Genomic DNA, 15,510 nt, shown 5'->3' with positions numbered 1-15,510 from the left:
TAAAACTTCTATTTTATGGAAAAGCAAACAAACCAAACTACTACTTCAAAACCAAAAGTTACGAAGAAAAACATAGTAAAACACATAGGAATAGTAGAGCATGACCCTTTCTTGAAAGAGTATGAGACTATTATTTCTAATAGGCATAACTTTATTTTAAATAAGAAAGAGGAGTTAACTAAATTTACCAATAATTCTTTATCTGACTTTGCCAGTGGCCATAAGTACTTTGGTTTGCACAAAACCGATTCAGAATGGATATTTCGGGACTGGGCTCCAAATGCTAAAGCTATCTATCTTATTGGTGATTTTAATAATTGGAAAAAATCATCTAAATATAAAGTAAAACGTATTAAGGGTACTAACAACTGGGAACTTAAGCTACCTTTAACAGCATTAAAACATGGACAGCTATATAAGCTCATTATAGAATGGGACGGTGGCGAAGGAGAACGTATTCCTGCATGGGCACAACGTGTAGTGCAAGATGAGAACACACACATTTTTTCAGCGCAGGTGTGGGATCCTGAAACTACATACAAATGGAAGAAAAAGGTATTTACACCAAAAACATCACCCCTACTTATCTATGAATGTCATATAGGTATGGCGCAAGAAAAAGAAGGTGTAGGCTCGTATAATGAGTTTAGAGAAAATATTCTTCCACGTATTGTAGAAGACGGTTATAATGCAATCCAAATAATGGCTATACAAGAACATCCTTATTATGGCAGTTTTGGTTATCATGTGAGCTCATTTTTTGCACCAAGTTCGCGCTTTGGAACTCCTGAAGAGTTGAAGCAGCTTATTGATGAGGCACATAGAAAAGGTATAGCTGTTATAATGGACATTGTTCATTCGCATGCTGTAAAAAACGAGATAGAAGGTTTAGGCAACTATGCTGGTGATCCGAATCAGTTCTTTTATACTGGCGATCGTCATGAACACCCAGCTTGGGATTCTCTTTGCTTTGATTATGGTAAAAATGAAGTTATTCATTTCTTGCTTTCTAACTGTAAATACTGGTTAGAGGAATATCATTTCGATGGATTTCGCTTTGATGGCGTTACCTCTATGCTTTATTATAGTCATGGCTTAGGTGAGGCCTTTACAAATTATAGTAACTATTTTAATGGTCATCAAGATGATAATGCCATTTGTTATCTAACACTTGCTAACTTACTTATTCATGAGGTAAATAAAAAAGCAATAACAATAGCAGAAGAGGTTTCTGGTATGCCTGGATTAGCAGCTAAAGTAAAAGATGGTGGTTATGGGTTTGATTATCGTATGGCAATGAATATTCCCGATTACTGGATAAAGACTATAAAGGAATTACCTGATGAAAAATGGAAGCCTTCATCTATCTTTTGGGAAATTAAAAACAGACGTATAGATGAAAAGGTTATCTCTTACTGCGAATCGCATGATCAGGCTTTAGTTGGAGATAAAACTATTATCTTCCGTCTTATAGATGCTGACATGTATTGGCATTTTAAAATAGGAGATGAAAACGAAGTAGCACACCGCGGTATAGCTTTACATAAAATGATCCGTTTAGCTACAATAGCAGCTATAAATGGCGGCTATTTAAACTTTATGGGTAATGAATTTGGTCATCCAGAATGGATAGATTTCCCACGCGAAGGAAATAATTGGAGCTATAAGTATGCACGACGCCAATGGAGCTTAGTAGATAATAAAGATCTTAACTATAAATATTTAGGCGATTTTGATAAGAGAATGCTTGAAGTTGTTAAGAGTGAAAAGAAGCTAATAGATAGTGCAGTGAAAGAAATATGGCATAACGATGAAGATCAAATACTTGCTTTTATGCGTGGCGAGCTACTATTTGTTTTTAATTTTTCACCTAATAAATCATTTACAGATTATGGGTTTTTAGTTCCTGAAGGATCTTACAATGTTGTTTTAAACACAGATAATAAGGATTTTGGAGGATTTGGATTAACAGATGATAGCATAGAGCATTTTACAATAGAAGATCCTCTTTATAAAAAAGATAAAAAAGGTTGGGTGAAACTATATCTGCCTGCTCGTAGTGCAGTAGTTTTAAGAAAGAAATAATTAATATATATTAATGGAAAGTAAGTTATTGCGCTTTATTAGTGCTGTGTTTTTTTGCTCATTTAGTTTCTGTTTCTTGTTCTTTTATCAAGTAGATGTAATGACGGTAACACAGCATATTGCTTCGCATGGTAAAACTTTTTATAATCCAATAGTAGGTGCTATCTTAATAACAGTTATTCTACAACTGCTACAAAATAGTATTGATGTTTTTGTAAAAATACCAAACAGAGTATTCGCTTTAACTTACTTCCCTCCTATCGTTTTACTATCTCTTATAAGTAGTATTCGATCAGATGTAGAATATAATAATTTCGCTATTAGTCAATGGTGGTGGATATTGTTGATATTGTTTCCTATATATATTTTTATAGTTTTCTTTGTTAAACGTTACGAACCGTATGCACAGCAACAACGCAACATAGGGGTATTTTCACAAAGTATGTGGAGAAATCTATTTATTTTGTTTCTTTTATTTTTTTTTGTTGGTTATTTTTCAAATAATGATCCTTATTTCCATAAACGAGCAAAAATAGAACATTTAATAGATCAACGTCAATATACTAAAGCTTTATCTGTGGTAAAGACCTTATCACATACAGACTCTGTAATATCTATGCTTACAATATATGCTGCTGCTCGTAGCAATAAGCTTACAAACCACTTGTTTAGCTACCCTTTAGTGGGTGGTAGCCATGTTATGCGTCCTCTTTATGTGCATTCTTACTTACAGCCAGATAGCATAATATTAAAAAACACACGACTGTCTGCTAATTATCAGCTAATGGGTTTTTTATTAGACCGTAATCTCTCTCAATTTATCCGCTATCTCCCACAGTATTATCCTTCAAAAAGTGTTTTACCTCGCTACTATAAGGAAGCTGTACGTATTTATTCATTACATTTAAAAGATAGTATTCCTTCCCCGCCATATCCTCATGATAGCTATTACCAATATTATTTTAATAAATAATATTGGCTTATTTATATAACAGCTCTAATCTAAAAGAATAGGTGCTTTATAAAGAAAAACAAGATGCCTTAGATAATATACTGTGTTTTATGTTGTTTCATGCGTTTTTTCTAAGTACTTTATTCTTAAAACTTTGGTTGATATATTAGTATATCTTACTCTATTGTCTGTACGTAGACCTACTAACCAAAGTGGTTTTCCAGTGACATCGGTAAGTAGAAGTTGATCAGATTTCTCAAAACGATTTCTTTTCATATTAGTAAGATAGTCACTAATCAATTTTGATTTATCCATTCCAAAAGGCATAAACCTATCTCCTTGTGTTATATTTCGCAAAACAAGGGGGAATGTTATGTTATCAGCATCTATATATACAGTACAAGGCTCTTTACTAAGATCTGTTTTTTTTATGGTTTTATTATCTATATATGTAATTTGTATAGAGCGATTTTTATCAATTATATATAATCCTGTTTCCGGTAATAGCTTATTTATATCTGCATGTAATTCTTTTTTACGTACAATAAGAGAAAAAGAATCTAAAGTTATTTCATATTTTTCACTTTGCCAAAGATTTCCTACCATATTCTTCTTAAAATCGGAAATAGAGCTTATTTGCTCAGAGTTGAAACCTAATGGCGAAAGTAGTTCAAATAAAAAATATTTTTTTGATGGGAATTCAGTAATCACTTTTAAAGGTATGGACAAAGAGCCATATGTGTAAAGTTTGCTGTGTGAGATGCCAAACTTATCAAAATAACGCAAAAGAGCATCATCGGCTACCGTTCCAGCTTCTGAGAGATATTGTGCTGTTTGTGCAATAGATGCTTGTACAGAAGGATTAATTTCTTTTAATAACGGTATCACCAGAAGACGTAATTTATTACGTACTACATTAGATACAAGATTACTACTATCAGTAACATAGTGTTCACCTTCGCCAATGATAAATGTTTCTATATCTTTACGTGTACAGCTAAGTAACGGTCTTATTACATTTCCGTTACGAGGTGCTATTCCTGTTAGCCCATGTATACCCGTTCCACGAGTAAGATTAAGCAAAATAGTTTCTACAGAATCTTCTTGATGATGTCCAACACAGACGCCTTCTGCATTAATACTCTTTCGTAATTGTTCGAAATAAGTATAACGAAGTTCACGCGCAGCCATTTCAATACTTATTTTTCTAAGAGAAGCATATTCTGTTGTATCGAAATGAATGCGCTTTAGTGGGATATCATGTCTATTACATAAATCAATACAAAACTGTTCATCACGATAGCTTTCCTCACCACGAAGTTTGAAATTACAATGAACAGCATTTATTTTATAACCTAATTGGTGTAATACCAGTAATAGAGATACACTATCAGCTCCTCCTGAAAGAGCTACCAAATAACATTTTTCTTTATTTAATAGCTGATATTTGGCTATAAATTTCTTAACTTTATTCAACATATAATACTAATCCTTTAAGATATTCTCCTTCTGGATGATATATATTGATAGGATGGTCAGCTGGCTGATGAAGCTGATGTAGAATACGCACCTTACGCCCTGCTTGTGCAGCTGCAGTAAAAACAGCTTGACGGAAATAATCTTTAGTTACTGCTTGAGAACAGCTAAAAGTAAAAAGTATACCTTTCTTTTTTATTTTTTCAAATCCTTTTAGATTTAAACGGGTATAACCACGCAAAGCATTTTTTAAAGCATTTCTATGTTTAGCAAAAGCTGGTGGGTCTAATATAATTAAATCATACTTATCGTCATGTTCATCTAAATATTTGAAGGCATCTTCACAAAAGGCAGCATGACGCTTATCTTTAGGGAAATTTAGTTCTATATTTTTATTAGTTAACTCTATAGCCTTAGCTGAACTATCAACAGAGTGTACTTCCTTTGCCCCTCCTCTCATCGCATAGACCGAAAACCCACCAGTATAACAGAACATGTTTAAGACGCTACGATCTTTAGAATAAAATTCTAACAACTTGCGATTCTCACGCTGATCTATAAAAAAGCCAGTTTTCTGTCCTTTTATCCAATCAATATGAAAAAGTAATCCATTTTCTATTGCTATATTATTATCTGTATAACCATAAATAAATCCATCTTCCTGACCCAAATTAGCCTTGTAAGGTAGAGTTGTTTCACTTTTATAGTAAACACTATTTAGGTTATCTCCCATAATGCTAATTAAAGCATTAGTAATAAGATGGCGATCTACATGCATTCCTACAGAGTGAGCTTGCATAACTGCTGTATTACCATATATGTCAATGATTAATCCAGGAAGATTATCCCCTTCGCCGTGGACAAGACGAAAAGTAGTATTACTATTTTTTGCTATGCTTTTTGGGGTAGTTTTATTTATTATTCCTATAGCCTTGCGTGCTTCAAAAGCCGAAAATAATCTATTTTCATAAAAAGATTCATTAATGTAGACTTCTTCGAAAGACAGAACACGTATAGCTATGGATCCTACCTGATAATGTCCTATAGCTATGAATTTGCCTTGATTATTTAACACGCAAACTACCTCTCCTTCTTTTATTTCTTCTTCCATCGTTTTTATAGCTCCTGAAAAAATCCAAGGATGGAAGCGAAGAAGACTATCCTCTTTACCTTTTTTTAAGTAAACCTTTTTATACATACTTATTTTTAGTTTGCTCTTATTATTTTTTATCTTCTAACTTTTCTTTTTGTAAGTCAGAACATATTATATCATTTTTTATAAGATTGTAATCACCTGTTTGCTTTAGCTCTTTTATTCTTTCATAAAGATTAATGCAAGCCCATGCATCTATTGATGCATATTGTTTTTGCTTATCAGTTAGCTCAATATTCTCCCAATTGGTTAATTGTTCACGCTTTACTATCTTTTTCCCAAATATATTAGCATATATCTTTTGCAAACTTAAATCATTTATTCCAATATCTTTTACACAATCTTGTAAATCAATAAAATAGCCAGGATTAAAACTTATCCTTTTGTGTAGCATATGAAAATCATCATGTAAAGATATGCCTACCTTAGGAATAGTAATATCTTCTAACAAACTAATAATGCTATCTGTCATGCCTATAATGTTCAATCGAAAAAGAAAGCATTCTTTATGAGTAGATACTTGTAACAAAGCAACCTTATGACTTCTACCTTTTTTAAATGATGGACGAGTCTCGGTATCAATACCAAGAATCTTTTTTTGTAGTAGATAGTTTACTGCGACAGAAGCAGCATCAGCTGTTTCTATAACTTGTATTTTACCAGGAAATATAACCCGTGGAAGGTTGTTTATTTTTTTCTTATCAAAATTACTATAAATAATAGATCTCATTTTTATACGCTTTCTGTGTGCAAATTTAAAAAAAAACTACGAGAACATAGATGTATATGGCTCTAAATTATTAATTTTGCAAGGATAAAATATAGAAAATGGAATGGTAAGAAAGAAGACAGAACGTACATCAAAGACTTTTATAGAAGCTTTAGGGGTAAAGAGTATTTTTAACGATAAAACAGGGCTTATAATAGGATTGTTGCTTGTTTTACTAGCCATTTATATTTGTTTTGCATTCTTCAGCTATTTTTCTACAGGTCAGGCAGATCAAAGCCTTGTAACAGATCTTCGTCCAGGAGAGCTAAAAAATACAGGACAAGAGTTTCAAAATATATGTGGATCCTTAGGCGCAATGATATCTTACTTTTTCATATCAAGGTGCTTTGGTATACCTGCTTTCTTTATACCCGCATTTATAACCTTATGTGGCGTAAAAATGATAGGAGCATATAAAAACGTAAATCTTTGGAAATGGTTTTTAGGTATGGCTCTTTGCATGATTTGGTTATCTATTACTTTTGCCAAATTTCTTACGCCATTAATGAATAATCAGATATTTAACCCAGGAGGTGATCATGGAGCTTATAGTGTTCACTTTATAGAAAATTTTGTAGGAACTCCCGGATTAATCGTTCTTTTGGTAATAGTTTTAGTAGCATTTCTTACTTATCTTACATCTGAAACTATCACTGTTATAAGAAGGATTATTAATCCTATTGGTTATTTACGTGATAAGGTTAAATTTACTGTAGTAAACAAAGATAAGGGAACTATTTCTAATACGGAAGAAACTCTTATAAACGACTCCCCTCTTTCTAATGAAGAAATATATTGTAATGACTCTACTGATACTAATAAAAAAGAGTATGTTGAGCTTACTATACCTAATACAGCTGCTCAAGGAAATATTTCTGAAAGTATAATCAAAAAACCTATAAACAAAGAAAATGTAAGAGGTGATATTGGATTAGAAGTAAAAATTGCCAAGGCAGAAGAAAAAGCTAATAGCCCGATAGTAGCAAACTCTACAGATATAAATACTCCTATAAATCCTCGCGAACCATTTACTAAATGGAAATATCCTACCCTAAATCTACTTAAGGAATATGATTCTGACACGCATATAAACTATGTTGGTAAAGACGAGTTAGAAGCAAATAAAAATAGGATTATTAAGGTTTTAAATGATTTTGGTGTACAGATTAGAAGTATACGTGCAACAGTAGGTCCAACCATTACATTATATGAAATTACTCCAGCTCAAGGTATACGAATATCTAAAATTAAAAATTTAGAAGATGATATAGCACTTAGCTTAGCTGCTATTGGTATTCGTATTATAGCGCCTATGCCAGGTAAGGGGACTATTGGTATAGAGGTGCCGAATGCTAAGCCAAGCATCGTTTCAATGTTCTCTATATTAAATTCTAAGAAATTTCAAGAGTCGAACATGGATCTGCCAATAGCTTTAGGAAGAACTATTACCAATGATGTTTTCATGGTAGATCTTGCAAAAATTCCTCATCTTTTAGTAGCAGGTGCTACCGGACAAGGTAAGTCGGTTGGCTTAAATGCTATTATAACTTCATTGTTATATAAGAAGCATCCAAACGAGTTAAAAATAGTTCTTGTTGACCCTAAGAAAGTTGAATTTAGTGTTTATTCACCTATCGCTAAATCTTTTATGGCAGCCATTGATGAAAATGAAGACGAGCCTATTATTACTGATGTAAAAAAGGTCGTAAAAACATTAAAAGGTCTTTGTGTTCTTATGGATGAGCGCTATGATATGCTTAAAGCTGCAGGAGCTAGAAACTTAAAGGAATATAACAATAAGTTTTTAAATCATCATCTAAATCCAGAAGAAGGGCATAAATTTATGCCATATATAGTAGTTATTATTGATGAGTTTGGAGATCTTATATTAACATCTGGTCGTGAGATAGAAATGCCTATTACACGTATCGCACAATTAGCTCGTGCCGTTGGTATTCATATGATTATAGCAACTCAACGTCCTACAGCAACAATTATAACAGGTAATATCAAAGCTAATTTTCCTGGACGAATAGCTTTCCGAGTAGGTTCAATGATCGACTCGCGTACTATTCTTGATCGTCCAGGTGCTCAACAATTAGTAGGTAGAGGAGATATGCTCTATCTTAATGGTGGGGAACCTGTTCGTGTACAATGTGCTTTTGTTGATACAATAGAAGTAGATAAAGTCAACAAATTTATAGCTAATCAGCCTGGTCCTATACACCCTCTCGAAATACCTGAACCTATATCAGAAGATGATAATAGTAACGCAGAAGGATTGGATACAAATAATGTTGATCCTCTTTTTGAAGATGCTGCACGTACTATAGTTGTAACCCAGCAAGGTTCTACCAGTATGATACAGCGCCGCTTCTCTATAGGATATAATAGAGCAGGACGCTTAATGGATCAATTGGAAAGTGCTGGCATAGTGGGAGCTGCACAAGGATCTAAACCACGAGAAGTTCTTATTAGTGATGAAAATTCATTAGAAGCATTACTGACAACATTACGTCATCATTAACTTATTAAATAAAATAATATATTATATAAAAACAATATCAAACTTTTTAATAAAAATACAATGAAAATTATAAGATGCTTTTTTCTTTTTGTTATACTAATGTTTAGTAGTGGGCTATATTCACAAAATTCTAAACAAGCAAAGATATGCTTAGATAAGGCCACTGCTATCATAAATAATAAAGAAGGTTTACAAGTGTACTTTTCTATATCAAAATCAGATATAGGAGGAGGTACATCTGGCAATTTAGCTATAAAAGGTAACAAGTTTATGGCTATAACGCCATTAGTTTCAGTATGGTTTGATGGTAAAACACAATGGGCTTACACAAAATCAACAAATGAGGTAAGCGTTTTTAATCCTACAGAAGCTCAACGATTATCAATAAACCCATATAGCTTTATCAATATATATAAAAATGGTTATATGCTATCTATGACTATAACTGGTAATCAAAAAGTAATACATATGCTAGCTCAAAATAAGAAGCGTAGCGTGTCTGAAGCATATATAACTTTAAGTATGTCAAATCAGCTAAAACAAGTAAAAATGCGTAAAGGAGGAAAATGGACTATTATTAAAATAATACGTATTAAAACAAAGAAACTCAATGATGCTATTTTTAAATTTAATAAAAAATTATATCCAAAGGCAGAAATAGTAGATATGAGATAAATTTTCATTTACTATAAAAGTTAAAACTATATTTATCATTGTTTTATATTTAGGCATGACATACTGTAAGATTATATTAGAAGTTGTCAAGTTAGCATGATTACAACAAAAGAGTGATGTTACTTTAGAAACTTTTATATTGAGAAAAATAAAATAAAACATCAATGTATATTAATCAAATGATATATGTTCTCTAACAGCAATTACTCATATTTTTTATCTATATTTAAATAATAATAAAACAAATATAATGGCATACGAACTTCTTAAATTAAAAAACCAACTCTGTTTCAGACTATATACTGCAAGTCGTCTAATTACTCAAGCATACTATTCTTTATTAGATGAAATAGGACTTACCTATCCACAATATCTTGTTATGATGGTGTTATGGGAAAAAGACTGTCAAAAAGTCATGGAGATATCGCATCGGTTAGAACTAGATTCTAATACAATGACACCATTACTTAAAAGAATGAAAGAAGAAGGATTTGTAAATCGCAGAAAAGGAAAAAAAGATGGAAGAGAGACTTTTATCTTTCTAACAAAAAAAGGTAAGGAGCTTGAGGAGAAAGCTAAAAATATTCCTCATTGCATGATAGATAAATTATCTTCAGATAAATTTCAAACCAATGATATTGAGGAACTTATTAATAGCTTAGATATACTTATAGAGCAACTTCATAAAAGGAAATTAGAAGAACTTAAAATAAAGACTGAAATAAAAAATAATAATAAACAGTCTGAAATATAAGAGAGTAATAAAATATATAAACAGATTATTATGTAAGTTTTATCATTTATTGATATAATATTTTCTTTTTATGAAACTATTATATATAATATACCATTAACCTTTCCACCCTTTTACATAAGAAAATGTACCAACAAATATAAGAATTATTCCTACAAATAGAAAACTATTACCATGATAATTAAGCAATATATGGACAATAAAACAAAGTAAGCCTAAAATAATTGCTATTAACCCTATTTTTTTTACATTCTTCGACATAACTGTTATTTATTTACCTTATATGTTATAAGAGTAAAGTTACATATTTTTTATATAATAAAAGCTACTATAATAATAAGTTCAAACTGTTTTATAAAGCGTAAGCATTATTCTGAAAGATATGTGTATCATATCTAAATACTTACTATAAAATTATCTGTTTTTAGATATTATCTTGCTTACAAGGAAATATAATTTATCTCTTATCTTTATAGCACACAAAAGCATCAGCTTTATTATGTAACCTTACATATAAAAACAAGAAAACAACTATAATAGAAATCTGTTTATTTTATTTGAGATGTCTAAATATGTTGTAATCTTGTAATTATGCAATTTATCTTATAAATGATAACTCAAAGTTAATAATAGCTGGCTACGATTATTAGCTACTTCTGTTGGTGCAATAACATTAGATTTTTCTATATTAGAAAAAGGATAAAAGTTTCCTTTTTGCAAACTATATTGATAAGCAAGATCTATATTAAATTTCTTTATTTTAAAGCCTAAGCCAAAAGTGAAACGATTAATATCCTTCCAATTAGTAAAGTCTGCTTCAGAAGAATAACTATTGCCCAAAGATGCTAATGTAGGATCTTTCTGCCCATTGTTTCTATATGCAGATGTCAAATAATTATAACCTAAACGTATAGCTACAATTCCTGTAGGTCTAAATTCTGCACCAAACTTTAAGGTACTTACACCTTTAAGAGTGCGTTTAGTATGATTATTCATTTTACCATCAGGAACAGAAGTTTCTACAAATTCATTATAATACCAGTCATAATACCCTCCATTATTAATACGAGTATCTATAGTTGAATAATCCTCATACTCATAAGTAGCACCAAGAGCCATATAGTTACCAATGGTATGCCCAAGAGATACACCAAACTTCCATGGGCTGAATAACTTAAAAGAATAAGAATTATTAATAGAATAAGTTTTATTTACTGCACGTGAATTATTAGTATTTACCTCAGTATAGTTACCTACTGTCAAATCATACCGAGTAGGTGTCTTTATATATGCTCCTACACGGAAAGGAGATTCATCTATAGGACGTACAATAATACCAACACTTGCATCAAACCCAGAGCCAGTTATTGTCTTCTTATTATTATAAGAAATATTACTATTCCCATCAATAAGCTCTTCCTTATATTCATTATACCCTTTATAATGAACACCTTTTACCCCTAATGTTATACCCCAATATAGGCGATCATTAATGTTCCCACTAATATTAAAATCATAATTGCTCGTATAACCTACATTATCACGATAAAAGTCGAATGACTTCCCTCTATAGTCATAAAACTTACCATCAGTTTTATCGGTTATTATAGTATTGTAATTTAAGTAGTCAAGCTGATCAAAAGTTAATGCTTGTTTATCGGAATTGCCATTTATATATCCATTATAAACGCCATTGTTGCTTGCACCTACAGAAAAGCCCCCTTCATCTTCACTACCTAACATTCCTTTGGCAAAAGACTGTTTGTTAAGCGAAGCTTCTTTAAGCTCGTTAGCAGCATTTAATACATAATTAAAATTACGCCCTTTATGATAATTAAAACCAAAATTAAGGAAAGATCTTCCACCTGTTCGGATAGAGAATACTCCTCCTATCTGGTCAAAGCTGGCATGAACATTCTTATTATCATAAAAATCTTTATAGTTTTCTTGTACTATAAAACCTGTGCTCATACTTATTTTGCTACTACGAAAAACACCTATACCAGCAGGATTACTACTTATGGTAGAAATATCTGCGCCAAGAGCCTCAAGAGCGCCACCCATACCGACATAGCGAGCAGTTCCATTAAGGTCTTGAGTTATAAGCCTGGCGTTTTGATAAGTTTCTTGTGCTTTCATAGACATTGCTGCCAATAAAGTTACAGCAAATAAATAATATTTTTTTTTCATACTGCTCTCAATTTACAATTTAACAAATATTTTCCACATAAAATATAACATTTTCTTATTGAATAATAAAATGCTATTAATAAAAAGTTATTTACACTATATGATAGCCTTTATCGATGGCCACCAAAGTTGTTTCCTCTATTAAAGCTGCCATTACCTGAGCCTCCAAAACTTCCTCCGTTAAACGTTCCACTCTGAGGTTGCGAAGAAGGAAATGAATAGTTTGGACGTGAGCTTTCAAAGTTTCCACGATTTCCTCCAAAATTCTCATTGAAGGTTCTATACCTATCACCAAATGAGCGTTGTTCATTACTAAAGGTACGAACATTGCTATTATCATAGTTACGAATAGTTTGATTATAACTCCTTCTACCTCCCCAATGATTAGCAGTACCTGTATGACCTTTATAAGTATAGAAACCACTATAATAAGGAATGCCATAATAGTATCCACTGCCATAGCCATAGTAAGGATATACTCCACCCCATCTATAATAACCATAATAAGGGTCATACCAGCCATCATAAATATAAGGTGAGTTATACCAACGCGTATAATAAGTGTTATACCAAGGATCATACCAACCACGACGGAAAGGACTATTATATCTCCAACGAACATCATAATAGAAAGGATCATAATAATCTATATCTAACCATGGATCATAATAGCTACCATAATAATCATCAAAACGGCTCATACGACGACTATAAGCAAAATCATCATTATCATAATTAAAATTGCGCATATAATCGCCATATAGTGTATCTACTACTACACTTCGACCTGTTCTCCCATTTCTTATATATTGGATAATATCATTACCCAAAGAGTCTTGACCTATAACATTGAAAGTTTTTCTTAATTTGCCATGACGATTATAATCTTCATTGCTTTTATCAATACCACTATAATAAGCTGAATATTCTTTTATAGATTTATTATATTTATCTACATCATTCTGTTTATAAATATACATATCATCTTGAGCCACAGCAAATATAGGCATAAAGCTCATAATTGCTAAGATAATTATATTCTTTCTCATCTTATTCCCTCCTTATTTTTATTCTGTTAGTACTATTTTTATAAATATCTTATTTTATTTGTTGTTGTTTTATATAGCAATAATCTGTTTTAAACTTATGCAAATATACTTATTTTTCTCAATCTATGATATGTTTCTACCTATTTTTTATATATTTGCAGTATATAATTAACAAACAATGAAATACATTCAAGCTATTTTTACAATATATCCTGATAATCAGACTACTCGTGATTTAGTTACAGCTATTGCTGGGGACTGTGGTTTTGAATCTTTTACTGATGAGAGTAACTTATTGATAGGTTATTGTCAGAAGGAATATTATGATGAAGACAGACTAAAGAAAGCTCTATCTACTTTCCCTTTAGAAGAAACAAACATAAGCATTGATGTAAAAGATGTTGAAGATAAAGATTGGAACGAAGTATGGGAAAATAATGGTTTCGAACCAATTGTAATAAAAAATAAATGCATTATTTCTTGCTTTAATACTACAAACATCCCACAAAAATGGCAAGTTAAAGAAAAATTTCCTATTAATATTTATATAGATGCTAAGCAAGCATTTGGAACAGGTAATCACGAAACAACACAAATGATTGTAGAAAAACTTATTGACCTAAATTTAAAAGATAAGCGTGTGCTTGATTGTGGCTGCGGAACAGGAATATTGGGAATAATAAGTGCAAAATGTGGAGCGACAGAAGTGTTTGGATATGATATTGATGAGTGGAGTGTGAAAAATGCTATACATAATGCTGAGATAAATGATGTAAAAATAAATGTACACAAGGGAGATAAAAAAATACTTTCAAAAATAGATGGTTTGTTCGATTTAGTTCTCGCTAATATCAATCGTAATATTTTAATGGAAGATTTAAGTGCTTTTTCTAATATCTTAAAATGTGGAGGTAAGGTTATATTAAGTGGTTTCTATGAAGATGATGCTAACCTTTTAAAGGAAAAAGCTAACAGCTTAAAACTTGTCGAAACAGAACGCAGTGTTAAGGATAATTGGTGCTGTCTGATATTTCAGAAGAATCTGTAGAAGAATACTCAGGTATTAACATTTGTTGCATATCATAATAACTTCCATTATAAATATCTAAATCCACATATCCTTTTATACCTGGTAACCTGCCTGCATCAGTATGCTGCCATATTTTCCATTCTCCTTTATACTCCATTTGACTAACATAATAATGAGCTATCCAATAAGGGTAATCATCAAAACGCTGATCACTAAGGTATTGTTGTTTAAACTTATAATAAGTATATAAAATAGGTTTTACATGATATCTATCTTCTACTATATGTAACCATGTTAGAATGTTTTGCTGAAAATCTTGTATTGTCATATCTTTAGGCTTATTTTCAACATCTAATATGGGAGGGAAATCACCAGGTAGAAGTTTTACCATTGCTAAGAAAAAATAAGCCTGCCTACGAGGCTGAACATTATTACTCCAATAATGATATACTCCACGCAAAAAACCATTTTCTTTTGCTTCAAAAAAATTAGATCTAAAATTAGGATCCATATAGCTATCACCCTCTGTTGATTTTATAAAGATAAAACGAACAGGATATGTATCTATAAGAGCATTATGTAAACGATTCCAATTAATATTACCCTGATATCTACTAATATCAATACCATGTATATTATATCCTTTAGGGTAATTAGGCTCGCCATATATAGCTCGCCAACGAAATCCTGTAGGAGATACTATGTAAACATATATAAAGGTACAGTAAAGCACACATATTATTATTCCAAAACACCATTTCTCTAATAAAGAACGAGATTTTAGAAAATACTTTAATCGGCGAAAAAAAAAAGATGCTTCTTTTGCCATTATATGATTTTAATTATATAT

12 protein-coding genes are annotated in these 15,510 nt (G+C 31.4%); 6 read left to right on the top strand and 6 right to left on the bottom strand.

The window, feature by feature from the left end; translation table 11 throughout:
* Positions 1-15: 15 nt before the first annotated feature.
* Both AC1DCD_RS00940 and AC1DCD_RS00935 read left to right on the top strand, forming a co-directional pair.
* Complete coding sequence (locus tag AC1DCD_RS00940; RefSeq protein ID WP_464639619.1) at positions 16-2,085, top strand: alpha amylase C-terminal domain-containing protein; 2,070 nt, start codon at positions 16-18, stop codon at positions 2,083-2,085.
* A 13-nt stretch (positions 2,086-2,098) separates the two neighbouring features.
* Positions 2,099-3,058 (top strand): hypothetical protein, encoded by a 960-nt coding sequence (locus AC1DCD_RS00935; RefSeq protein ID WP_036856537.1) that lies wholly within the window; start codon positions 2,099-2,101, stop codon positions 3,056-3,058.
* A gap of 87 nt (positions 3,059-3,145) precedes the next feature.
* On the opposite strand, the gene tilS is transcribed toward AC1DCD_RS00935, so the two are convergent.
* Genes tilS through AC1DCD_RS00920 form a run of 3 tightly spaced genes read right to left on the bottom strand, consistent with a single transcriptional unit; the run spans position 3,146 to position 6,396 of the window.
* The gene (gene tilS, locus AC1DCD_RS00930; protein ID WP_019036424.1) at positions 3,146-4,516 is read right to left on the bottom strand and encodes a tRNA lysidine(34) synthetase TilS; all 1,371 of its coding nucleotides are present in this window, start codon (positions 4,514-4,516) and stop codon (positions 3,146-3,148) included.
* Positions 4,506-5,711, bottom strand: coding sequence for a class I SAM-dependent rRNA methyltransferase (locus AC1DCD_RS00925; protein ID WP_464639622.1), 1,206 nt, complete (start codon positions 5,709-5,711; stop codon positions 4,506-4,508). Before AC1DCD_RS00925 ends, tilS begins: the two co-directional genes overlap by 11 nt.
* 22 nt (positions 5,712-5,733) lie before the next feature.
* On the bottom strand, positions 5,734-6,396 hold the full coding sequence (locus tag AC1DCD_RS00920; protein ID WP_353585737.1) for a 3'-5' exonuclease: 663 nt from the start codon (positions 6,394-6,396) through the stop codon (positions 5,734-5,736).
* Between the two features lie 103 nt (positions 6,397-6,499).
* On the opposite strand from AC1DCD_RS00920, the gene AC1DCD_RS00915 reads away from it, so the two are divergent.
* The 3 genes from AC1DCD_RS00915 (at position 6,500) to AC1DCD_RS00905 (ending at position 10,391) form a co-directional block, all read left to right on the top strand.
* On the top strand, positions 6,500-8,962 hold the full coding sequence (locus AC1DCD_RS00915) for an FtsK/SpoIIIE family DNA translocase (RefSeq protein WP_464639625.1): 2,463 nt from the start codon (positions 6,500-6,502) through the stop codon (positions 8,960-8,962).
* A gap of 60 nt (positions 8,963-9,022) precedes the next feature.
* Positions 9,023-9,637: an outer membrane lipoprotein periplasmic chaperone LolA1 gene (gene lolA1, locus AC1DCD_RS00910; RefSeq protein WP_464639627.1), complete on the top strand. Its 615-nt coding sequence runs from the start codon at positions 9,023-9,025 to the stop codon at positions 9,635-9,637.
* A 250-nt stretch (positions 9,638-9,887) separates the two neighbouring features.
* Positions 9,888-10,391 carry a MarR family winged helix-turn-helix transcriptional regulator gene (locus AC1DCD_RS00905; RefSeq protein WP_008448153.1) on the top strand — a complete coding sequence of 168 codons (504 nt, stop codon included), beginning with the start codon at positions 9,888-9,890 and terminating at the stop codon, positions 10,389-10,391.
* A 603-nt stretch (positions 10,392-10,994) separates the two neighbouring features.
* On the opposite strand, the gene AC1DCD_RS00900 is transcribed toward AC1DCD_RS00905, so the two are convergent.
* Positions 10,995-12,581, bottom strand: coding sequence for a hemin receptor (locus tag AC1DCD_RS00900; RefSeq protein WP_464639629.1), 1,587 nt, complete (start codon positions 12,579-12,581; stop codon positions 10,995-10,997).
* Positions 12,582-12,691: 110 nt separating this feature from the next.
* Positions 12,692-13,630 (bottom strand): hypothetical protein, encoded by a 939-nt coding sequence (locus AC1DCD_RS00895; protein ID WP_464639631.1) that lies wholly within the window; start codon positions 13,628-13,630, stop codon positions 12,692-12,694.
* Between the two features lie 178 nt (positions 13,631-13,808).
* Between AC1DCD_RS00895 and prmA the strand changes: the two genes are divergently transcribed.
* Positions 13,809-14,678: a 50S ribosomal protein L11 methyltransferase gene (gene prmA, locus AC1DCD_RS00890; protein ID WP_464639633.1), complete on the top strand. Its 870-nt coding sequence runs from the start codon at positions 13,809-13,811 to the stop codon at positions 14,676-14,678.
* On the opposite strand, the gene AC1DCD_RS00885 is transcribed toward prmA, so the two are convergent.
* Positions 14,635-15,489 (bottom strand): GH25 family lysozyme, encoded by an 855-nt coding sequence (locus tag AC1DCD_RS00885; protein ID WP_008448107.1) that lies wholly within the window; start codon positions 15,487-15,489, stop codon positions 14,635-14,637. The genes prmA and AC1DCD_RS00885 overlap by 44 nt on opposite strands.
* Positions 15,490-15,510 lie beyond the last annotated feature (21 nt).

This window comes from Prevotella sp. C0209C1 (genome assembly GCF_056583855.1).
Note: the sequence above shows the minus strand (reverse complement) of the source record. Positions and strands in the feature narration are given on the sequence as shown.

Coding starts and splice junctions, on each gene's coding strand:
- AC1DCD_RS00940 (WP_464639619.1), top strand. CDS start 16: ATGGAAAAGCAAACAAACCAAACTACTACTTCAAAACCAAAAGTTACG.
- AC1DCD_RS00935 (WP_036856537.1), top strand. CDS start 2,099: ATGGAAAGTAAGTTATTGCGCTTTATTAGTGCTGTGTTTTTTTGCTCA.
- tilS (WP_019036424.1), bottom strand. CDS start 4,516: ATGTTGAATAAAGTTAAGAAATTTATAGCCAAATATCAGCTATTAAAT.
- AC1DCD_RS00925 (WP_464639622.1), bottom strand. CDS start 5,711: ATGTATAAAAAGGTTTACTTAAAAAAAGGTAAAGAGGATAGTCTTCTT.
- AC1DCD_RS00920 (WP_353585737.1), bottom strand. CDS start 6,396: ATGAGATCTATTATTTATAGTAATTTTGATAAGAAAAAAATAAACAAC.
- AC1DCD_RS00915 (WP_464639625.1), top strand. CDS start 6,500: ATGGTAAGAAAGAAGACAGAACGTACATCAAAGACTTTTATAGAAGCT.
- lolA1 (WP_464639627.1), top strand. CDS start 9,023: ATGAAAATTATAAGATGCTTTTTTCTTTTTGTTATACTAATGTTTAGT.
- AC1DCD_RS00905 (WP_008448153.1), top strand. CDS start 9,888: ATGGCATACGAACTTCTTAAATTAAAAAACCAACTCTGTTTCAGACTA.
- AC1DCD_RS00900 (WP_464639629.1), bottom strand. CDS start 12,581: ATGAAAAAAAAATATTATTTATTTGCTGTAACTTTATTGGCAGCAATG.
- AC1DCD_RS00895 (WP_464639631.1), bottom strand. CDS start 13,630: ATGAGAAAGAATATAATTATCTTAGCAATTATGAGCTTTATGCCTATA.
- prmA (WP_464639633.1), top strand. CDS start 13,809: ATGAAATACATTCAAGCTATTTTTACAATATATCCTGATAATCAGACT.
- AC1DCD_RS00885 (WP_008448107.1), bottom strand. CDS start 15,489: ATGGCAAAAGAAGCATCTTTTTTTTTTCGCCGATTAAAGTATTTTCTA.